General features: G+C 61.3%; 18 protein-coding genes and 1 pseudogene. 8 read left to right on the top strand and 11 right to left on the bottom strand.

Translation table 11 applies throughout. The features are described 5' to 3' along the window. Both ACQY7U_RS05440 and ACQY7U_RS05445 read left to right on the top strand, forming a co-directional pair. Nucleotides 1–1,666: GcvT family protein (locus ACQY7U_RS05440; protein ID WP_428642734.1), on the top strand; the 1,666-nt coding region annotated here is incomplete at its 5' end. A 51-nt stretch (nt 1,667–1,717) separates the two neighbouring features. Then, complete coding sequence (locus tag ACQY7U_RS05445) at nt 1,718–3,094, top strand: M24 family metallopeptidase (RefSeq protein ID WP_428642735.1); 1,377 nt, start codon at nt 1,718–1,720, stop codon at nt 3,092–3,094. 216 nt (nt 3,095–3,310) lie between these two features. Here ACQY7U_RS05445 and ACQY7U_RS05450 read toward each other — a convergent pair whose 3' ends face one another. From ACQY7U_RS05450 to ACQY7U_RS05460, 3 genes are all read right to left on the bottom strand, one after another. Continuing rightward, nucleotides 3,311–3,619, bottom strand: a complete 309-nt coding sequence (locus ACQY7U_RS05450; protein WP_428642736.1) for a hypothetical protein — start codon at nt 3,617–3,619, stop codon at nt 3,311–3,313. A 182-nt stretch (nt 3,620–3,801) separates the two neighbouring features. Further along, the gene (locus ACQY7U_RS05455; RefSeq protein WP_428642738.1) at nt 3,802–4,629 is read right to left on the bottom strand and encodes a phosphate/phosphite/phosphonate ABC transporter substrate-binding protein; all 828 of its coding nucleotides are present in this window, start codon (nt 4,627–4,629) and stop codon (nt 3,802–3,804) included. Beyond that, the gene (locus tag ACQY7U_RS05460) at nt 4,626–5,543 is read right to left on the bottom strand and encodes a fatty acid desaturase (protein WP_428642739.1); all 918 of its coding nucleotides are present in this window, start codon (nt 5,541–5,543) and stop codon (nt 4,626–4,628) included. Before ACQY7U_RS05460 ends, ACQY7U_RS05455 begins: the two co-directional genes overlap by 4 nt. A gap of 287 nt (nt 5,544–5,830) precedes the next feature. Between ACQY7U_RS05460 and ACQY7U_RS05465 the strand changes: the two genes are divergently transcribed. Together ACQY7U_RS05465 and ACQY7U_RS05470 are read left to right on the top strand one after the other, a co-directional pair. Next, entirely contained in the window at nt 5,831–7,153 is a 1,323-nt protein-coding gene (locus tag ACQY7U_RS05465; protein WP_428642741.1) for an NAD(P)/FAD-dependent oxidoreductase, read from the top strand. A gap of 312 nt (nt 7,154–7,465) precedes the next feature. Beyond that, nucleotides 7,466–8,587, top strand: a complete 1,122-nt coding sequence (locus tag ACQY7U_RS05470) for an ATP-dependent DNA helicase (RefSeq protein ID WP_428642742.1) — start codon at nt 7,466–7,468, stop codon at nt 8,585–8,587. On the opposite strand, the gene ACQY7U_RS05475 is transcribed toward ACQY7U_RS05470, so the two are convergent. After that, the gene (locus tag ACQY7U_RS05475; RefSeq protein ID WP_428642743.1) at nt 8,571–9,221 is read right to left on the bottom strand and encodes a TetR/AcrR family transcriptional regulator; all 651 of its coding nucleotides are present in this window, start codon (nt 9,219–9,221) and stop codon (nt 8,571–8,573) included. The genes ACQY7U_RS05470 and ACQY7U_RS05475 overlap by 17 nt on opposite strands. A gap of 382 nt (nt 9,222–9,603) precedes the next feature. Between ACQY7U_RS05475 and ACQY7U_RS05480 the strand changes: the two genes are divergently transcribed. Further along, nucleotides 9,604–12,051 (top strand): Tex family protein, encoded by a 2,448-nt coding sequence (locus tag ACQY7U_RS05480; protein WP_428642744.1) that lies wholly within the window; start codon nt 9,604–9,606, stop codon nt 12,049–12,051. Nucleotides 12,052–12,105: 54 nt separating this feature from the next. On the opposite strand, the gene ACQY7U_RS05485 is transcribed toward ACQY7U_RS05480, so the two are convergent. After that, complete coding sequence (locus ACQY7U_RS05485; protein ID WP_428642745.1) at nt 12,106–12,690, bottom strand: hypothetical protein; 585 nt, start codon at nt 12,688–12,690, stop codon at nt 12,106–12,108. A 161-nt stretch (nt 12,691–12,851) separates the two neighbouring features. On the opposite strand from ACQY7U_RS05485, the gene ACQY7U_RS05490 reads away from it, so the two are divergent. Then, complete coding sequence (locus ACQY7U_RS05490) at nt 12,852–13,538, top strand: DUF2270 domain-containing protein (RefSeq protein WP_428642747.1); 687 nt, start codon at nt 12,852–12,854, stop codon at nt 13,536–13,538. A 251-nt stretch (nt 13,539–13,789) separates the two neighbouring features. Then, nucleotides 13,790–14,215 carry a GNAT family N-acetyltransferase gene (locus tag ACQY7U_RS05495; protein ID WP_428642748.1) on the top strand — a complete coding sequence of 142 codons (426 nt, stop codon included), beginning with the start codon at nt 13,790–13,792 and terminating at the stop codon, nt 14,213–14,215. Between the two features lie 48 nt (nt 14,216–14,263). Here ACQY7U_RS05495 and ACQY7U_RS05500 read toward each other — a convergent pair whose 3' ends face one another. Beyond that, nucleotides 14,264–15,505: an NAD(P)/FAD-dependent oxidoreductase gene (locus ACQY7U_RS05500; protein WP_428642749.1), complete on the bottom strand. Its 1,242-nt coding sequence runs from the start codon at nt 15,503–15,505 to the stop codon at nt 14,264–14,266. Between the two features lie 154 nt (nt 15,506–15,659). On the opposite strand from ACQY7U_RS05500, the gene ACQY7U_RS05505 reads away from it, so the two are divergent. Next, on the top strand, nt 15,660–16,307 hold the full coding sequence (locus ACQY7U_RS05505) for a GntR family transcriptional regulator (protein ID WP_428642750.1): 648 nt from the start codon (nt 15,660–15,662) through the stop codon (nt 16,305–16,307). Between the two features lie 149 nt (nt 16,308–16,456). Here the strand turns inward: ACQY7U_RS05505 and arsB are convergent, their stop codons facing one another. The 5 genes and pseudogenes from arsB to ACQY7U_RS05530 all read right to left on the bottom strand — a co-directional run. After that, a complete protein-coding gene (gene arsB / locus ACQY7U_RS05510; RefSeq protein ID WP_428642751.1) occupies nt 16,457–17,497 on the bottom strand; it encodes an ACR3 family arsenite efflux transporter in 1,041 nt (346 codons plus the stop codon). A gap of 60 nt (nt 17,498–17,557) precedes the next feature. Then, nucleotides 17,558–18,046 (bottom strand): arsenate reductase ArsC, encoded by a 489-nt coding sequence (locus ACQY7U_RS05515; RefSeq protein WP_428642752.1) that lies wholly within the window; start codon nt 18,044–18,046, stop codon nt 17,558–17,560. A gap of 28 nt (nt 18,047–18,074) precedes the next feature. Beyond that, nucleotides 18,075–18,422, bottom strand: a complete 348-nt coding sequence (locus ACQY7U_RS05520) for an ArsR/SmtB family transcription factor (RefSeq protein WP_428642753.1) — start codon at nt 18,420–18,422, stop codon at nt 18,075–18,077. Between the two features lie 334 nt (nt 18,423–18,756). Beyond that, entirely contained in the window at nt 18,757–19,584 is an 828-nt protein-coding gene (locus ACQY7U_RS05525; RefSeq protein ID WP_428642755.1) for a dipeptide ABC transporter ATP-binding protein, read from the bottom strand. Next, nucleotides 19,584–19,919, bottom strand: a pseudogene (locus ACQY7U_RS05530) (nickel import ATP-binding protein NikD); the annotation flags it as partial. The pseudogene ACQY7U_RS05530 and the gene ACQY7U_RS05525, both read right to left, overlap by 1 nt.

Below are 19,919 nucleotides of genomic sequence, written 5' to 3' on the forward strand. Positions count from 1 at the left end.
CTACACCCGCCAGGAAGGCAAGGGCATGCTGCTCGGTACCTATGAGCAGAACTGCCGCCCCTGGAGCCCGCGACAGACGCCCTGGGATTTCGGCCGTGAGCTGCTGGCACCCGATCTCGACCGGATCGCGCCGGAACTGGAAGTCGGTTTCGAGCATTTCCCGGCCCTGCAGAACGCCGGCATCAAGCAGATCATCAACGGCCCCTTCACCTTTGCCCCCGACGGCAACCCGCTGGTCGGGCCGGTGCGGGGCCTCAGAAACTACTGGGTCGCCTGCGGCGTCATGGCCGGCTTCAGCCAGGGCGGCGGCGTCGGCCTGACGCTGGCCAACTGGATGGTGAGCGGCGACCCGGGCTATGACATCTGGGGCATGGATATCTCCCGCTACGGCGACTGGGCGACGCTGTCCTACACCAATGCCAAGGTAAAGGAGAATTACCGCCGCCGCTTTCGTATCCGCTTCCCGAACGAGGAACTGCCTGCCGGACGTCCCCACCAGACCACGCCGCTCTACGACCGGATGCTGGCGCAAGGGGCCGTCATGGGCGACAGCTGGGGCCTGGAGACCCCGCTCTGGTTCGCGCCGGACGGTGTCGAGGCAAAGGACGTTGTTTCCTTCCACCGCTCCAACGACTTTGAGCATATCGGCGCCGAATGCCTCGCGGTGCGTACGAGCGTCGGCATCACCGAGACCGCCAATTTCGCCAAGTATGAAATCACCGGTCCGGGCGCGGAAGGTTTTCTGTCCTACCTCATGACCAACACCATGCCGAAGGTGGGCCGCATCGTGCTGACGCCGATGCTGAACGAGAGAGGCAAGCTGATCGGCGACTTCACCATCGCCCGGGTCTCAGAAAACAAGTTCTACATGTGGGGCTCGTCCCAGGCCGAGGTCTATCACATGCGCTGGTTCGAAAAGCATCTGCCGCAGGACGGTTCGGTAACGATACGGGCGCTCAACCTCGGCTGGGTCGGCTTATCCATCGCAGGGCCGAATTCCCGCAAGGTGCTGGAAAAACTCACCGGCGAGGACGTTTCGAACGAAGCCTTCCGTTTCATGGATTTTCGCGAGATGGACGTCGCCAACGCGCCCTGCAAGGTCAACCGCATCACCTATACCGGCGATCTCGGTTACGAGATCTGGATGGCGCCGGAATACGAGCGCCAGGTCTATGAGGCGCTGATGGCAGCGGGCGCCGAATTCGACATCCGAAATTTCGGCATGCGTGCCCTGCTTTGCCTCAGGCTGGAGAAAAACTTCGGCACCTGGTTCCGCGAGTTCCGCCCGATCTACGGCCCCTATGAGGCAGACCTCGGCCGCTTCGTGAAACTCTCCAAGGAGAATTTCATCGGCAAGGAAGCCGCGCAGAAGGAATTCAATGAAGGGCCGGAACGCCTGCGTGTCGCATTTGCCGTCGATGCGTCGGATGCCGACGTCATGGGCGACGAACCCATCTGGCACGATGGCAAGGTCGTCGGCTGGATCACCTCCGGCGGCTACGCGCACTTCGTCGAAAAATCCCTGGCACAGGGCTATGTACCGGCAAATCTCGCCGGAGACCTCGGCGAGGGTGCCTTTGAAATCGAGATCCTGGGCGAACGCCGCAAGGCGACGATCCTGAAGGACCCGCCGTTCGATCCGAAGGCGGAACGCATGCGGATGTAACAGGCCGGATGTCCGGCCGCCGTCCACGGTTTTCAGGAGTGTGGGCAATACATGAATACGGAACATTTCGGCCGCCACCGGCGCAAGATCATGCCGGCGGTTCTTCCCGTACATCCCGGCGAGCAAGCCAGGCCTGAAGCCCTTGCCGCCTATTCCCTGGAAAAGGCTTCGGCGCTGAATCGCCACATGCTGGGTTATGGCGAGCTAGCGGAAGGCGAATGGGCGGCGCTCGGCCTGACTGCGCCCGATCTGGAGGCTGTCCGCGCCTACCGGCTGGAGCGCATCCGCGCCCAGCTTGGACGGTTCGATCTCGGAGCCGCGATCCTGTGCGATCCGCTGAACGTGCGTTATGCGACCGACGCCACCAACATGCAGATCTGGTCCACCCACAATGCGGTCCGCTACACCTTCGTGGCTCTGGACGGGCCGGTTGTCGCCTTCGATTTTCACAATTGCGAGCATCTGTCCGCTCACAATGGCCTGGTCGACGAAGTCCGTCATGGCGTGCCCTGGTTCTATTTCGAGGCCGGACCTCGCTCGCAGGAACTGGCGATCAAATGGGCGGCGGAACTCGCCGACCTGGTCCGGACCCACGGCGGCGGCAACAACCGGATCGCGCTCGACAAGGCCCGCCGCGAAGGCGTTGCGGCGCTGGAAGCCCACGGGCTTGTCATCCATGACGGCGAGGAGGTGATGGAACTGGCGCGGGCGATCAAATGCCCGGACGAGATAAAGGCCATGCGGCGATCGATCGCCGCGTGCGAAGCGGCCATGCGTGAAATGGAAGACGCGCTCACGCCCGGAATGACGGAGTGGGATCTCTGGTCGCTACTTCATGCCGGCAATATCCGCCGCGGCGGAGAATGGATCGAAACCCATCTGCTTTCATCGGGCCCGCGCACCAATCCGTGGTTCCAGGAGGCTTCCTCACGAGTGATCCAGGCAGGCGAACTGGTTGCCTTCGACACGGACCTGGTCGGCCCCTACGGCATGTGCTGCGATATTTCCCGCACGTGGCTGTGCGGTGACGGACTGCCCACCAACGAGCAACGCTCGCTCTATCAGATGGCCGTCGACCAGATCGAGGCGAATATCTCGATGCTGAAGCCGGGACGGACGTTCTTCGAGCTTTCCCATGAAGGCACAAGCCTGCCGGAGGACTATCTCGCCAACCGCTATTCCGTGCTCTTTCACGGCGTGGGCCTGTGCGACGAATATCCTGCCGTGCCCTATCCGGCGGACTGGGAGAGCGGCGGTTACGACGGCTTGCTGGAACCGGGCATGGTGGTCTGCGTGGAAAGCTATGTCGGCCGGCACGGTGGCCACGAAGGCGTCAAGCTGGAGGAACAGCTTCTCATCACCGACACCGGCTTTGAGCGCCTCAGCAGCTACCCCTTTGACGAGAGGCTGCTGTGGGGAGCGGTTTAACGGCGCCATAGCCGAATGCTTTTGCCGAGACGGCAACCACAAGCGTCATCCCGGGTCTGCGCTTCGCTTGCCCGGGGTGACGACGAGGTTTGCGGCAGCGCCTCGCCATTTGTCATAAATCTTCCCTCACAAGGGGAAGAGGGAGAAAGCTGAACTCTTGCCATTGAACAGGCGTTACGGAAGCCGGCGCTTCAAGACGTTGCCTGCAGACGAGGTTTACTTCAGGCGGATGATCTTCGCGCCGAGCAGCCGGGCGTAATCCGTCTGATCCGACAAGATCGTCACATTGGTATTGTGGACCTCGGTCTGTTTCAGCTCCAGAGGCGTCTTGCCACCCGGGTTGACGATGACCTTGCGGGTCGGCGGCAGGCCGCGGAACACCAGTACGCCGGCTTCCTTGGTCACAACCGCCCCGTAGGGCTCTTCATTCACAATGCGGAGCGTGCCGCTTTCCGCATAAGCGGCAGTTCCAAGCAGCAAAGAAAGGCTGGTCGCTGCCAGCAGGGATTTGCAGACCGTTTTCATGACGCGTCTTCCTGTTAACAAATCAGTTACCAAGAATCGTAACTGTTCGTTAACCCTTCCGCCAGCGCTTCCGCCGCTTAGTCCCTGAAATTACAGGTTATGGTTAATGACAGGTCAGCCTTGCTGACATTTTTGAATTGCCATGAGAGACCCCGGAGTTCTGTCGATTTCAGGAGGAGTAATCAGGCCAGAACGGGATAACCGAGCGCCTCCGCCTGCCTCTCCATCTCGAGGATCCCGGCGTAGTCATCGACTGTCAGCCGGGAAAAGCCGCGAATGCCCAGGCGGGTGCGGCACTCTTCCGTCGCCGGCGTGGTGAGGACCGCAGCAACCGTGTCGGCGATCAGATCCGCCTCGCCATCCGAGAACCGGAGCGAGGTGATGAAAGGCAGGACCGGTACGGAGGCGGTTCGTGCAATCGGCGTCAGCCGGGCCGCCAGATCCGGGATCTCCCGGCAGGCAAGGTTCCAGCAGACCGCGTCGATGCAGGCAACGTCCGCCTTGTCCTCCGCGACAGCCCGCAGGGAATTGAGGTGCCCGCCGCTGCAGATCACCTGAGAGAAGTACGGTTGCCCGCCGGCGAGCGGCGCAACCGAATGGCGGAAGGCATTCATGCCGGACTGGCTGTCGAGGCCGTTGAAGGCGGCCCGCCGGCCGCGCAGGTCTTCCAGCTTCTCAATCCCGCTGTCCTGTCGGACAACGATCTGGCTGCAGTAGTTTGGCCCGTCGCAGCCCGGTGCCGCATAATGTGGAGCGCCGATGAGCCTGACCCGGTCCTTCAGTGCATGGGTGAGCGGATAGCCGCAGGTTTGCGTCAACAGCACGTCCGGATGGCACCAGGCCGCGACGAGATCGCCTTCCTCCGGCCAGGCGCGAGCCTCCGCCGGGTCAAGACCGAGCGCATCCGTGAGCGCGGCCTGCAGCGCAGCCTCAAGGTCCCGCGTCACGTCATGAACCTCAGGCCAGTCGTACATCGACAGCCGGACCCGGAAGGTACCGCGGCCCGTCAAGAGACAGCGTCCTCCACGGTCCGGTGCTTGAGCGGATGCGGGACGGGCTCCTTCACGCGGAACAGATACTGTTTTGCCAGGGCGAAATAGCTTGAAAAAACATACCCTTCGTTACGCTGCTGCCAGTCTTCCCGGGCAGACTTGTAAAGGCCCGGAAGCCGGTACCAGGGCGCCCTCGGGTGGGCATGGTGCACCACATGAAGATTGTTGTTCAGGAAGAGCAATGAAAACACCGGGCAGAACTCGACCACGATGGAGCGCGCCTCGGCGTTTTCGTGGGCACGGTGTTCGGCATAGGTGCGCAGCATCAAGAGACTCATCCCCGGGTAGGCAACGGCCACAGCATAGAGCCAGAGCGGCATGCCGCCAACGAATACCACAAAGCCAATGACCGGAACGATGCCTGCAAGGTGATGCAGCCAGGCCCGTAGAACGACCTTGTTGCCCGCGCGCAGCATCCGGATTTCGGAGCCGTAGAAGCCGACCAGAGACACGGCGGGCCCGATCAGCAGACGTCCGATGAGCGTGTTGTTGAAGGTCAGAACGGCCTGCAGGAAACGCGGCAGGTTTTCCCACTCCCGCCAGGCCAGATAGAAGCTTTCCGGATCGTCATAGGGATCGGTCAGCCGGTCGTTGTTGTGATGCCTCAAGTGCAGGGACTTGAAGCGGCGGTAGGGAATGGCAAGGCCGAGCACGCAATAGACAAGTGCTTCGTTGACGGCGGGGCTGCGCGTCGGGTGCCCGTGCAGGACCTCATGCTGCAGCGACGATTGCAGGGTCACTAGCACAGCGGCAAGCGGGCAGACGATGAAGGCGCCCAGGCTTTCATAAAAACCGATCAACAGCATCCAGGCTGCCGACGTGGCCAGTATCAGCGCCAGCGTCGACCATTCGCAAAATCTTGCGCGTGACACTCGTTTCTCCAAATGTTTGAAATTTCGGCAAAAAAACGCCGTTACTCAGGTCACTATGTTGACCGGCCTTCGTGAATTCAACTGGAGACTTTGGAACAAATTCAGCAAACTTTAAAATATTCTAATATATGTTTATTTTTCAAAACAATTGCTGATATTTCATCGCAAAATTCACCTTTTCACGCAAAATACTGGCCGTTTCTGAACACCGATTGGCGGTTTCGGTTCTGGACAAATCACGGCTGGTCCACTGTTCTGAGAGGCAAACAGCAACGGAAAGGACCGCAATGACCGCCTCGGACGAATCGGAAGCACACTTCGACGCCATCATCATCGGCGCCGGGGTCATCGGCTGCGCGGTCGCCTATGGTCTGGCGAAAAAGGGCTACAGGACGCTGAATGTCGACCGGCTGCCGGCGGCGGGCTACGGCTCCACCTCCAGTTCCGCCGCCGTCATCCGGACCTATTATTCCACGCGCGACGGTACGGCGATGGCGCTGGAGGGCTATCACGACTGGAAGAACTGGAGGGCTTATCTCGGCGCCGAGGACGAGAGCGAACTGGCCCGGTTCATCGAGACCGGTACGCTGGTGATGAAGACGGTGGCCGACAACCACCAGAAACAGGTTCTGGAACACGCGGACGCGCTCGGGATCGCCTATGAGCACTGGACGGCGGAGCAGATCCGCGAACGCCTTCCCGGCTACAATCTGGAATGTTTTGCCCCGGCAAAGACCATGGAAGACGACGACTTCGGCATGCCGACCGGCGGCGAACTCCAGGGCGGCGTCTTTTTCCCGTCGGGCGGATATGTTGACGATCCTCAGGTCGCCGCGCGCAATTTGAAGGACGCGGCCGCGCGCCTCGGAGCACAGTTCCGCTTCAAGACGAAAGTCGTCCGAATCCCGGTCGAAAACAACCGCGTCACCGGCGTTCTGTGCGAAAACGGCGACTTCCTGCGGGCCGGGATCGTCATCAATGTCGGCGGCCCGCATTCCGGCAAGGTGAATGCGCTGCTGGAAGGCGACCCGGGCCTGAAGATCGGCCACCGTCCCCTGCGCCAGGAGGTGGTCCAGATTGCCCCGCCCGAGCGGCTGAACTATTCCCGGGAAGGCCTGATCGTCTCCGACAACGACATTGCGGTTTATGTCAAGCCGGGCAGCGGCGGCCAGCTGATGATCGGCAGCCAGAACCCTGCCTGCGATCCGCACATTGAAGAGAACCCCGACGATTTTTCCATGGATCTCACCGACCGGGCGCTCACCTACGCCTACCGCTACTCCCAGCGCCTGCCGGAGCTTGGCGTCTCCCAGCATCCGGTTGGTGTCGCCGATCTTTACGATGCCACCGACGACTGGTTGCCGATCTACGACCGCAGCGATGTCGACGGCTATTATCTTGCAATCGGCACCAGCGGCAACCAGTTCAAGAACGCGCCCGTCGCGGGCCGGCTGATGTCGGAGCTGATTGACTACTGCGAAAGCGGGAATGACCACGACGACAATCCGCTGCAGTTCAGGCTTGAGCATGTCGGCCATACGCTCAACACCGCCACCTTCTCCAGAAAGCGCGAGCTGACGAAAGAGAGCTCCTTCTCGGTGCTTGGGTGAGTGGCGAAGGTCAACAGGACTGAATTCGGGACACGCGCCACACTCACAGCCTCATCCTGAGGAGGGCGAAAGCCCGTCCCGAAAGATGGGCGGCAAGCTCCGGAACAAGCGGTCCATCCTTCGAGACAGCGCTCGCGCTTCTTCAGGAGGAGGTCGGGGGGTTAGATGGTTTCCCAACCTCGGGGTAACACTGGGCAACCAGTTGAGAGACCTCATGAAAAACTGGACGGCACAAATGTTCTCCATTTGGTCTTGGCTGGAAAGGGCAAATCAGGGTAAGCAACCGGGTCTGGAAATAGTAGGAACGCATCCTTGGCCTGGTCCCCGCAGCAAGATGAAGCCCTGAAGGAAGCCGCCGCCTGGCTGAAGCGGGGCGACCGGCAGGTGTTCCGCCTGTTCGGCTATGCCGGAACCGGCAAGACCACGCTTGCCCGGCACCTGGCTGAAGACATCGACGGCGATGTCTGCTTCGGCGCCTTTACCGGCAAGGCGGCGCATGTGCTGCGCCAGAAGGGCTGTGAGGACGCCGGCACGATCCATTCCCTGATCTACCGCCCGCGTTCGGCCAAGGAAGAAGAAGACCTGGACGACGACGAGGAAGATGCGGGACCGCAGTTTGCCATCAAGCGGGACAGCGCGGCGGCGACCGCCAAGCTGATCGTGATCGACGAGTGCTCCATGGTCGACGAGGAACTCGGCAAGGATCTCCTGTCCTTCGGCACGCCGGTCCTGGTCCTGGGAGACCCGGCGCAGCTCCCCCCCGTCAAGGGCGGCGGCTATTTCACCGAAGCCGAACCGGACGTGATGCTGACGGAGGTTCACCGGCAGGCGCAGGACAACCCGATCGTGCGCATGTCGATGACCATCCGCGACGGCGGTTCGCTGGATTACGGGGAGTTCGGCGAAAGCCGGGTGATCCACCGGCGCGAGATCGACAAGGACCAGATCCTGGCTGCCGACCAGGTGCTGGTGGGCACCAACAAGACGCGCCGGCTTTACAACGGCCGCATTCGCGAACTGAAGGACTTCACCACGCCGATGCCTGCGGTCGGCGACAAGCTGGTGTGCCTGAGGAACGACAAGACCAAGGGGTTGCTGAACGGCGGCCTGTGGACCGTCAAGCGCCTGCGCCAGCCGCGCGGCAATACGCTGAGGTTCGATGTGATCTCCGAAGACGAGATCGGCAAGGCGGCCGTGAAGGTGAAGGTGCTGCCGGCCATGTTCGAGGACGGCGCGGAGAGCATTCCCTATGCCATCCGCCGCAAGGCCGACGAATTCGACTACGGCTATGCACTGACGGTGCACAAGGCCCAGGGCTCGCAGTGGGACAGCGTCGTGCTGTTCGATGAAAGCTGGGCTTTCCGGGAACACAAGAGCCGCTGGCTCTATACCGCCGTGACGCGGGCGGCGGAACGGATCACTGTCGTACGATAGGGCTTGAAAACGTCCCCTCTTCGAACGCCCTTTCCGCGTTTCGGACCGGCAGCGCACGAAGCCCGGTTTCGATGAACGTTCTGAGATCGGCGTGTCCGGAACCGCCTCGCCCGAGAATGGCGATCGCCGCGAACTGGCCTTCGATAAAGGTCGCCGCGCGGTCGACGTCGGCGGTGTCCGGTATCTCTCCGGCCGCGATGGCCTTGAGGAAACGGTCCCTGAAGGCACTGATGCGGGACTCTCGCAGACCGACGACAACTTCCTGGTGCCGCTCGGTTCCATAGGCGCAATCGACCAGTGCGTTGATCAGGAAGCAGCCCGCCGGCGTGCTCCGGTCGGTGGTCAGCTCGGCAACGGCGCCTAGGATATCGCGAAAATCGTCTACGACGTGTTTTTTGGCCGCGGCCAGCTTTGCAAACACCGGTATGCCGTAGGTTTCGAAGTAGTGAAGCAGGGCTTTCTCGAACAAGGCTTCCTTGTCGCCGAACGCGGCATAAAGCCCGGGCTTGGCCATACCGGAGACCTCCGCCAGATCGTTCATCGAGGTGGCGGCATAGCCGTTTTTCCAGAAAGCGATCATGACCGAATGGAGTGCGTCCCTTGCCTCGATCTTTCTCGGTCTTCCGCGTGCCATCGCTCAGCACTCCTTCCCACGAACCACTGTCTCTCAGCCCCTCCGGGACCGGACGCTCGCCATCGGCGGGCCTGACTGTTCTGGTCAGCGTAACTAATCATAAGAAATTTTCCGGGGGATTGATACAATCAGAATATTAAAATTCCAAATCTGCGACGATTTACTCAAAAAATTCCACAATCAACTAAAGACTGCGTAGTCAATTTCTCTCCCGTTCAGGATTAGATTTTCATCCGGCTCGCATTTACGATAAAAGCGGGTGCGGCCTGACGCATCCGGTTGGCAGAAAATGCCAGTGGACGGAGCAGGCCGGTCCCTTTTCCGCCCCATTCGGGCAGATTATCTTCAGCGACCCTTTTCACCACCGAAAGTCGTCTCGTCAATGGAACGCGCCACCGATACCGCCCCCAATTCCTCTTCCGCGAAGGCGGTACTTTCCGCCGACACCGCCCTGCGCATTGCCCACCGGATCGCCGATGAAATCGGATGCAAGGCCGGTCAGGTGAATTCGGCTGTTCAGCTTCTGGACGAAGGCTCGACGGTGCCGTTCATTGCCCGCTACCGGAAAGAGGCGACTGGCGGTCTTGATGACACTCAGCTGCGCAAACTGGAAGAGCGGTTGATTTACTTGCGCGAGATGGAAGACCGCCGGGTTGCCATCACCAAATCCATCGAGGAACAGGGCAAGCTGACCGGCGACCTGCAGGCCTCCATCCAGGCCGCCGAGACCAAGTCGCAGCTGGAAGACATCTACCTGCCCTTCAAGAAAAAGCGCCGCACCAAGGCCCAGATTGCCCGCGAAGCCGGACTGGAGCCGCTGGCCGATCTTCTGCTCGGCGACCCGTCGAAAGATCCGGAGGCATCTGCCGCGGCATTCGTGGACGAAGGCAAGGGGTTTGCCGACACCAAGGCGGTGCTGGACGGCGCCCGCCAGATCCTGATGGAACGCTTTGCCGAAAACGCGGAGCTGGTCGGCCGCCTGCGCCGCCACGTCGAGGAGCGCGGCGTGGTCCAGTCCAAATTGATCGACGGCATGGCGGAAAAGGGCGCCAAATTCGCCGACTATTTCGATTACTCCGAAAAATGGTCGAAGATCCCGAGCCACCGCGCGCTCGCCCTCTTCCGGGGCCGCAACGAAGGCGTTCTGGCCGTCGACCTGACCGTTGACGCCGACGATGTTTCCCCGGTCGCGCCCGCCGTGCGGATGGTGGCCGACACCTACGCTATCGCGGACCGTGGCCGCCCGGCGGACAAATGGCTGATGGAAGCCGCCCGTTTTGCCTGGAAGGTGAAGCTGGCCCTGCACCTGGAACTCGACCTGATGGGCGTGCTGCGCGACAAGGCCGAAGAAGAAGCGATCCAGGTGTTTGCGAAGAACCTCAAGGACCTGCTGCTGGCTGCTCCCGCCGGTTCAAAATCGACGCTCGGCCTTGACCCGGGCATCCGCACCGGGGTCAAGGTCGCCGTGGTGGACGAGACCGGCAAGCTGGTCGACACGGCCACCATCTATCCGTTCCAGCCGCGCAATGACATTTCCGGTTCCAGGGCCGCCCTGCTGGCGCTGATCGCCAAACACAAGGTGGGCCTGATCGCCATCGGCAACGGCACTGCGAGCCGGGAAACCGACAAGCTGGCGGGCGATGTGCTGGCAGATATTCCGGCCGCGCAGCGTCCGGTGAAGGTCATCGTCAACGAGGCGGGCGCCTCGGTCTATTCCGCCTCGGAACTGGCGGCGAAGGAAATGCCGGACGTCGACGTTTCCCTTCGCGGCGCCGCCTCCATTGCCCGCCGCCTGCAAGACCCGTTGGCGGAACTGGTCAAGATCGAGCCGAAGTCCATCGGCGTCGGCCAGTACCAGCACGACGTCAACCAGACAAAGCTCGCCCGTGCCCTCGATGCCGTGGTGGAAGATGCGGTGAATGCGGTTGGTGTCGATCTCAACACCGCTTCGCCCGCCCTGCTGTCGCGCATCTCCGGTCTCTCCGATAGCCTGGCAAGAGCCGTGGTGGAACACCGCGACAGCATCGGCCGCTTCGACAGCCGTTCGCAGCTCAAGGAAGTGCCGCGTCTCGGAGCCAAGGCCTTTGAACTCTGCGCCGGGTTCCTGCGCATCAACGAGGGCAAGGAACCGCTGGACGCCTCCTCGGTTCACCCGGAAGCCTATCCGCTGGCAAAACGTATCGTGAAGGCCTGCGGTCGGGACGTGCGCCAGATCATGGGTGACAGTTCTCTCCTGAAGGGTCTCGACCCGGCGGAGTTCACCGACGAGAAATTCGGCCTGCCGACCGTGAAGGACATTTTCAGCGAACTGGAAAAGCCTGGCCGCGACCCGCGCCCGGAATTCAAGACGGCCTCCTTGCAGGAAGGTGTTGAGGAAATTTCCGACCTGAAGCCCGGCATGAAGCTGGAAGGCACGGTCACCAACGTCACCAACTTCGGCGCCTTCGTCGATGTCGGCGTGCATCAGGACGGGCTGGTTCACGTCTCGCAGCTCGCCGACCGCTTCGTCGACGACCCGCATCAGGTGGTCAAGGCGGGCGACATCGTCAAGGTGACCATCCTTGAGGTGGATGTGCCGCGCAAACGCATTTCCATGACCATGAAATCCCAGGCCGACTACCAGGGCCAGCGCGAGCGGGCCGGCCAGGACCGGGGTGGTCCGGGCGGCAGAGGCCCCGGTGGACGGGGTCCCGGCGGCAAGGGTCCGGGAGGGCGTGGTCCCGGTGGCAATGCCCCCCGTGGTGGCGGTGCGCCGAAATCCTCAGGCGACGGCGGCAACAACGCCATGGCCGCAGCCCTGGCAGCGGCGATGAACAAGAAGCGGAAGTAATGCCAAAGCGATCGCTCCCGGCTCAAAGCCGGGAGCATCTTTACGCCGGATGGATCAAGGCTTCATGAGAGCCAAAATATCCCAGTATTCCGGATGCAAGGCAGTGCGTCCGAAATAGGGTATCATGGAACAGAAATAGGCATATCCGTCAGCTTTGACTTCCAGCTCCAGATAGGGGTTTGAGCTCTCGGCAAAAACCAGCATAGAGCTTCCACGATCAAAGCCCCACCCTCGATTTCCACCGTGATCATTAAGAAATCCGATGGTGACCGTATCGCCGGTTACCCCCTTGTAGGCACGCTGCACCCTGAATTCTGCAATTTGCACCTTCCCGTCAGCTGGGCCTCTGGGCGCCTTGATTACCTTGCCAAAGAATACGATTGGCATCCTGTCAATGTGTTCCGCCGGGCTCGGTCGCCAACAGCTTGACGCATGCGCGTTGCTGCCGATTGCCGCCGTTCCCAAAACGAGCAGGCTCAACACCAGAACTCTGAGTGCCACGCACTTCATCTCTTCGCCGTCCCACCAGAACCAAATCCGCTGTTCCCTTGAGAGCATCGGGAAGAAGCCGAGTTCAACCAAGACACCACCAAGACGTTTCTCGTATTTAGGATCTGGTGGAAGCGGTACAACCGGCACTTCTTGCCCCGGCTACAAGTCCGGTCCTTCGGCGATCCGGAAAGCGTGCCTGAATTGCACCCCGCTGGCCGTTCATACAAGTAAGAGAGGCACAACACTCTGGCAATGCAAGTCTATTGCCCTAAGATTCCCTAAAGGAACACTCGCTCGGGGGCTGGAAGATGCCGGAGGACGACACCGAAAAAGACTGGCCGAAACAGGACATCGAGTCCGGAACGCTCGGCGCCCTGGCCCATCTTTACCGGGCCGAGGTGTTCCGCAGCACCCATTGGCGCACGCGGCTGGACAACACGACCAACTGGGCCGTTGTGACCACCGGCATTGCCCTTTCGGCCACCTTTTCCAACAAGGATGCCTCGCCGCTGCCGATGGTTCTGGTGGGGCTGCTGGTCACCGTCTTCCTGATCTTCGAGGCCCGGCGCTACCGCTATTACAATCTCTTCCGCGCCCGCGCCCGGCTGCTGGAAAGCGATCTCTACGCACCGCTGCTCAGGGGCAAGAAAGTGCCCTGGAACGATGACTGGAGCCGGATGCTGTCCGACGACTACGAGATGCCGCATTACCACATCAGCCTGATCCGGGCGGCCGGCCGGCGGCTGCGCAGCAATTATTCCTGGATCCTCGCGATCCAGGCGGTTGCCTACTATGGCAAGATCGCCATTCACCCGGTCCCGCTAACCGATCTGGCCGAGGCCTTCTCGCGCGCCGCCATCGGTCCGATCCCGGGCTGGATCGTCATGCTGGCGGGCGTGTTCTTCCACACCAGCTGGGTTGTCTTCGCTCTGGTCACGCTGCGCCTCGACAAGATCTACCGGGAAGAAGGCCACTCACCCATGCCGCATGTGTGAAGACGCTCCCGGATAGAACATCTGTCATTGCTCCTCCTTACATGCGTCAGCATGCACCCGAACGGGTTCCGGTCACGGGCCGCCCGTGCTATCAGTTCCGGATAGACCTCGGAGATTTTATGTCCTGACCCATGGGTGCCCCAGGGCACCATTCGCAATAGCGCTTCCCCACCGGGCAGCCTTTGCCGAACCTCAATTGAGAATTCAACCGGTCATGTCCCCATGACCGGTACAGGACAAGTGTATCACCAATGATCAGACCCTATGTCAGCCGGGACGCTGACCGGATCCTTCGCATCTGGCGCAAGGCAAGCGAATACGCGCATCCCTTTCTGGGCGACGATTTCCACGACATGGCGGCAACCGCCATCCGGGATGTCTATCTGCCGAAAGCGCAAACCTATGTCGTTGAAATCGAGGGATGCCCGGTTGGCTTCATCTCGCTACTGGACACCTATATCGGAGGGCTGTTTCTCGACCCGGCATTCCACCGCCGAGGCCTCGGCAAGGCCCTCGTCGATCACGCAGTCAGCCAAAAAGGCCCGCTCAGTGTCGAAGTGTTCAAGGAGAACAAGCCGGCCCGGAAGTTCTACGAAGCCTATGGCTTCCGACAGACGGAAGAGTACTTCCATGAACTGTCGCAACAGATCAGCGTCAAGATGGCCATGAAGCCCTGATCCCTCGCGGCGGCCTCCGGGCCGCCGCAAACCTTTCGAACCGTGCAATCAGAACCGGTTCACCGCAAACGGTGCCGGATCTATCGCCGGGCGTTTGCCCTCGATCATGTCGGCGATCATCTCGCCGGTTGTCGCGGACTGCGTCAGTCCGTGATGAGCATGGCCGAAGGCATAGAAGACGCGGTCGTGGCGCGAGGCCGGAGAGATGACCGGCAGGCTGTCGGGAATGGATGGGCGGTAGCCCATCCAGCGTTCGCCGCCGTCTGTCTTCAGGTCCGGATAAAACAGCTTCGCCTTGGCCAGCATGGCATCGACCCGTTTCCAGTTCGGCGGCAGCTTGAGGCCGCCGAACTCGACAGCGCCGCCGACACGAAGGCCGGTGGAGAGCTGCGAAAGCACGAAGCCATGGCCGGGAAGCATGATGAAGCGGTTCACGCTCACCCCCGGCTCGGGAATGGTGATGTTGTAGCCACGCTCCGTGTCAAGCGGAACCTTGTCGCCGAGCTCGGCGGCCAGCGTCTTCGACCAGGCGCCGCAGGCGATGACCAGATGCTCGGCCTCGATCCGTTCGCCTGCCTTCAGCACCAGATCGCACCCGCCGGTCTTCGGCTCCAGCCGCGCGATCTCGGCAACCGCGAATTCGACACCCTGCCCCTTCAGCCAGTCCGCGATCGAGAGGCAGATGGCCCTTGGATCGTCCACCTGGGCCCAGTCCGGGAGCAGCGCACCGCCGATGACCCGATCCGAAAGATCCGGCTCAAGGTCCCGGATGGCTGCCGCGTCCAGCTCTTCCACCTTGATGCCGTAGTCTCTCTGTTCGGCCCAGGCTTCGCGCGCTTCGGCAAGCGACGAGGTGGTGTCGAGCAGTTCCAGACAGCCGTCGCGGCGCACCTGGTTATGGGTACCCGATGCCCGCCACAGCCGTTCCCACGCGGGCAGAGCCGAACCGTTGAGTTCAACGAGAGCCTTTGTGCTGCTGGCGACTTTCTTCGGGCTGGAGGCCGCCAGGAAGCGCAGCATCCACGGCAGGATCTTGTGCGCATAGCCGGGCCGGACCGTCAGGGGCCCAAGCGGATCGATCAGCCACTTGATCGCCTGCTTCCAGACACCGGGAGAGGCAAGCGGGGCGACATCCGTCCAGGCGATGCCAGCGGCATTGCCCCGGCTGGCACCGGCCGCCGGGCCTTCCCGGTCGAGCACCGTGACCTGATAACCGCGCTGAACGAGATTGGCTGCAATGGCAAGGCCGACGATGCCCGCCCCGATGATGTGAACACGTCCCTTGCCCATGTCCGGCCTGTTCCGCCTTTTCCCGTTCCGGCCGGGCCGACTGGCTCCAGGTCCGAATAACCGCAATATGTTTCTTCCTAATTGTCTACGAGTGATATATCAATAGTCCATCTTTTGTATAAGGCGATAAATGCAGACCGGGAATTCAAAATCGATGACGAGCAATGAGAGCCAGTCCGCCCGGGCCTACCGGCAACTGGAAGAAGACATCGTCACCTTGAAGCTGAAACCGGGCGAGGCCATTACGGAAGCCTACCTGAGCGAACGGCTCCAGATGGGACGCACGCCCATCCGCGAGGCCCTGCAACGGCTGAGCTGGGAAGGGCTGATCACCATCCGGCCGCGTCTCGGCATTCTTGTAGCCGACATGAACCCGGCGGATTTCATCAAGGTGCTGGAAGCAAGGCACGCACTGGAGCGTTTGATCGCCGGGTCCGCCGCCCGGCTCGCCAGCAAGGAGGAGCGCAAGGCTCTGGAAATCTGCGCCGAACAGATGCGGGAGGCGGCTTCCGTACCGGATGTGAAGGAATACCTGCGTCTCGACAAGGCCTTTGACGAGGTGGTCGCGCAGGCGGCCTGCAATCCCTTCGCCACCAAGGCACTGGCCCCACTGCAAACCCAGAGCCGGCGTTTCTGGTACCGGCATTTCGGCGAGGCCGACCTCAATCCGGCCACCTGGAGCCATCTGGAAGTCATGCAGGCGATTGCCGCCGGCGACGAGGATGCCGCCATGGAGCATATGGAGAACCTGATGCTCTACCTGCGCCGCCAGGCGACAACCTTGCTGGGCGGCTCGCGATAGTCCCTTTGCGAACCTTGGTATCGTCGGCAATCAGTCGTCTTGCAGCTTTGAGGGCCCGGAGATCAATATCTGCGCCTTGGGCTATGACCCCGGACCTTCTCGCCTTGTTGTCGATGCAAGTCTGCCGAGCAGGATTCGCTCAGCGAGGCCTATGCGAAGCGGCTTCTCGTCCGGTTTGCGAATGCGACCAGTGACAGCATGACCGGCACCTCGACCAGAACACCGACCACGGTCGCGAGCGCCGCGCCGGAATTGAGACCGAACAGGCTGATGGCAACGGCAACCGCCAACTCGAAGAAATTGGAGGTGCCGATCAGGGCTGCCGGAGCAGCGGTGGAAAACGGCACACGCCACAGATAGCCCCAGCCATAGGCTACCGCGAAAATACCGTAGCTTTGAACCAGTAGCGGGATCGCTATCAGGGCGATGATGAGCGGCTTTTCGACAATGGTCTGCGCCTGGAACCCGAAGAGGAGCACGACGGTCGCCAGCAGTCCCATAACCGAAAAGGGTTTCACGCGCGCCGTAAACTGGGAAATGCGTTCGTGGTTTCCCGAATTGTCCAGGGACCGCCGCGTCACGTATCCGGCGACCAGGGGGATAACCACGTAGAGAACCACGGAAAGCAGAAGGGTCTCCCAGGGCACGATGATGTCCGTCACGCCCAGCAACAGCGCGGCAATCGGCGCAAACGCGAAGACCATCACGATATCGTTGATGGATACCTGGACCAAGGTGTAGTTGGCATCGCCTCTGACGAGCTGGCTCCAGACGAAGACCATGGCCGTGCAGGGTGCAACGCCAAGCAGGATCATGCCGGCGATGTATTCCTTGGCATCCTGCGGATCGACGATCCCGGCAAAGATTATCTCGAAGAACAGGATACCCAGCGCGGCCATCGTGAAGGGTTTGATCAGCCAGTTGACCACAAGCGTGATGCACAGCCCCTTCGGCTTCTTGCCGACGTCCTTCAAGGAAGCGAAGTCGACGTTGACCATCATGGGATAGATCATGACCCAGATGAAGACGGCCACGACCAGATTCACACTGGCGTATTCAAGGGCAGCGATTGCGGAAAACAGGCCGGGGACGGCCAGTCCAAGCGCGACGCCCGCAGCAATACACAAGGCAACCCAAAGGGAAAGATAGCGCTCGAACAGGCCGAGCGGCGTCTCATCGACAGAAGCCACGTTTCAATCTCCTACATAAGTGTTGGCCGGTCGCACAAGCTTTTGCTCATGCGCCGGCGATCAGTCATCAACATTTCCAAGAGCCACGAGCTGCGATCTGCCGTCTTCTGCAGCAAAGACATCGTCGCCAAGGGCCAGCATCGCCGCGATGCGGCGCTCGAGGCGTTCAAAGGCTAGATCGAAGGCGGCCGCGCGGGTTGCCTCGTCCCCTTCGACGGAGGCAGGATCCGGAATGCCCCAGTGAACGACCAGCGGGTGGCCGGGCCACACGGGACAAGCTTCCCCGGCAGCGCTGTCGCAAACCGTAACGATGAGATCCATCCGCGATGCGCCGGGGGCTGCGAATTCCTCCCAGCTCTTGGAGCGGAAGCCGTCTGCCGGCAAGCCGTGGCGTAAAAGGCAGGAGAGCGCGTCCGGATTGACCGTGCCGCGCGGTGTCGAGCCTGCCGAGAAGGTTTGAAACCTGCCCTGCCCCATATGACGAAGCAAGGCTTCGCCGAGGACAGAGCGGGCCGAATTCGCCGTGCAGACGAACAAGACGTTACGCATGTAGAGGAACCCCAGTTGGTTTTACGTGTCAGCGTGTCCCAGAAGGCAGACAGCCGCCGGCCAGACTGGCGATCGGAGCACAAAGCTCCGGATTGCCGCCGCAGCAGTCCTGAAGGAGGTAGGTGACCAGATGCTGCATGGTGCCAAGATCCGCCCGGTAGCAGATCGAGCGCCCGTCGCGCTCGGCCCGCACAAGGCCGGAACGCGACAAGGCGGCCAGATGGGTCGACAGGGTGTTCGGGAGCACATCAAGCGCTTCGGCAACCGCTCCTGCCGTCAGGCCGCCCTTCCCCGCCTTCACCAGCAGGCGAAAGACATCGAGGCGCGTTTCCTGGCCGAGAGCCGCCAGAGCATGCAAGGCATCATCTTTTTCCATAATTCGAGAATACTCGAAATATGGAATTATGCAAGTGGTTTTGGATTAGAGTTTTTGCGAATCCAGGTCGTGCCGCGCCTTACCAAACCGGTCCTCATCCCGGCGAAAGCAGGGATCCAGTAATCGTGGAGTTGATCATTGTCCGATTACCGCCGCAGAGAATACTGGATCCCGGTCTTGCAGCTTCGCGTCAAACCGGGATGGCAATTTGATGGTCTGTTTGAAAACCCTCAAAGATAGTCGGCTTGTCTTCATCAAAAGTATTCTGCGACAGAAAAAGCCCTGCACCATCAGGTACAGGGCTTCCTCAACACCAATGAGCGCTGATACCGGCTTACGCCGCCTTGGCGGCAAGACGCTTTTTGATGCTTTCGACATCGGCCCGCGGGGTCGCCGCGAACAGGGTCTTGGTGTAGTCGTGCTGCGGGTTTTCGAAGACCTCGTCCCGCGTGCCGTATTCCACCACCTCGCCGAAATACATCACCATGACCTTGTCGGCGATATAGCGCACAACCGAGAGGTCGTGGGAGATGAAGACGTAGGTGAGCCCCATCTCGTCCTGAAGATCGGCCAGAAGGTTGAGGATCTGCGCCTGGACGGAGAGGTCGAGCGCGGAGACCGGCTCGTCGAGCACCAGCAGTTTCGGCTTCATCATGATGGCGCGGGCAATCGCGATGCGCTGACGCTGGCCGCCGGAGAACATATGCGGGTAGCGGCCGTAATGTTCCGGCTGCAGGCCCACCTTCTCCAGCATCTGCAGCGCCAGGTCGCGGCGCTCGGCCCCCGGCATGTCCGTGTTGAGGAGTAGCGGCTCCTCCAGAACGTGACCGATCTTCTGGCGCGGGTTCAGCGACCCGTAGGGGTTCTGGAAGACGATCTGCACCTTCTGGCGCATGTCCTTCGAGATCCCGGTTTTCGAGATATCGATGGGCAGGCCGTCGACCTCAATGGTGCCGGAAGACTGCGGATCGATCATGGTCAGCATGCGCGCCAGCGTCGACTTTCCGCAGCCACTCTCGCCAACGACGGCAAGGGTCGAGCCACGCTCCACATCGAAGCTGACGCCCTTGACCGCGGTCAGCTGGCTGGCCTTCCGGAACATCCCGCCGGAAATGTCATACGTGCGGTAGAGGTCGCGGACCTTTAAAATAGCGTCGCTCATCAGACCCCTCCTGCTTCTGCGAAGTCACTGACCGTCGGCAGCCGGTCGCCCGTGGCATTTTCCGGCAAGGCCGACAGCAGGGCTTTCGTGTAGGCATGCTGCGGGTTTTCAAACAGGGACAAGACGTCCGCCTCTTCCATCTTGCAGCCCTTGTACTGGACGATCACCCGGTCGGCGGTCTCCGCGACAACACCCATGTCATGGGTGATCATGATCAGCCCCATGCCGCTGTCCTGCTGCAGGCTCACCAGAAGATCGAGGATCTGCTTCTGGATCGTCACATCCAGCGCGGTGATCGGCTCGTCGGCGATCAGCAGCTTCGGCGCACAGGCAAT

It is taken from the genome of Roseibium sp. (assembly GCF_050301095.1).
GTDB lineage: Bacteria > Pseudomonadota > Alphaproteobacteria > Rhizobiales > Stappiaceae > Roseibium.

Bases quoted from the DNA above. Each gene is read 5' to 3' on its own strand.
- ACQY7U_RS05465 (WP_428642741.1), top strand. From the start codon at position 5,831: ATGACCGCCTCGGACGAATCGGAAGCACACTTCGACGCCATCATCATC.
- ACQY7U_RS05480 (WP_428642744.1), top strand. From the start codon at position 9,604: ATGGAACGCGCCACCGATACCGCCCCCAATTCCTCTTCCGCGAAGGCG.
- ACQY7U_RS05515 (WP_428642752.1), bottom strand. From the start codon at position 18,046: ATGCGTAACGTCTTGTTCGTCTGCACGGCGAATTCGGCCCGCTCTGTC.
- ACQY7U_RS05450 (WP_428642736.1), bottom strand. From the start codon at position 3,619: ATGAAAACGGTCTGCAAATCCCTGCTGGCAGCGACCAGCCTTTCTTTG.
- ACQY7U_RS05505 (WP_428642750.1), top strand. From the start codon at position 15,660: ATGACGAGCAATGAGAGCCAGTCCGCCCGGGCCTACCGGCAACTGGAA.
- ACQY7U_RS05495 (WP_428642748.1), top strand. From the start codon at position 13,790: ATGATCAGACCCTATGTCAGCCGGGACGCTGACCGGATCCTTCGCATC.
- ACQY7U_RS05475 (WP_428642743.1), bottom strand. From the start codon at position 9,221: ATGGCACGCGGAAGACCGAGAAAGATCGAGGCAAGGGACGCACTCCAT.
- ACQY7U_RS05500 (WP_428642749.1), bottom strand. From the start codon at position 15,505: ATGGGCAAGGGACGTGTTCACATCATCGGGGCGGGCATCGTCGGCCTT.
- ACQY7U_RS05525 (WP_428642755.1), bottom strand. From the start codon at position 19,584: ATGAGCGACGCTATTTTAAAGGTCCGCGACCTCTACCGCACGTATGAC.
- ACQY7U_RS05490 (WP_428642747.1), top strand. From the start codon at position 12,852: ATGCCGGAGGACGACACCGAAAAAGACTGGCCGAAACAGGACATCGAG.
- ACQY7U_RS05445 (WP_428642735.1), top strand. From the start codon at position 1,718: ATGAATACGGAACATTTCGGCCGCCACCGGCGCAAGATCATGCCGGCG.
- ACQY7U_RS05520 (WP_428642753.1), bottom strand. From the start codon at position 18,422: ATGGAAAAAGATGATGCCTTGCATGCTCTGGCGGCTCTCGGCCAGGAA.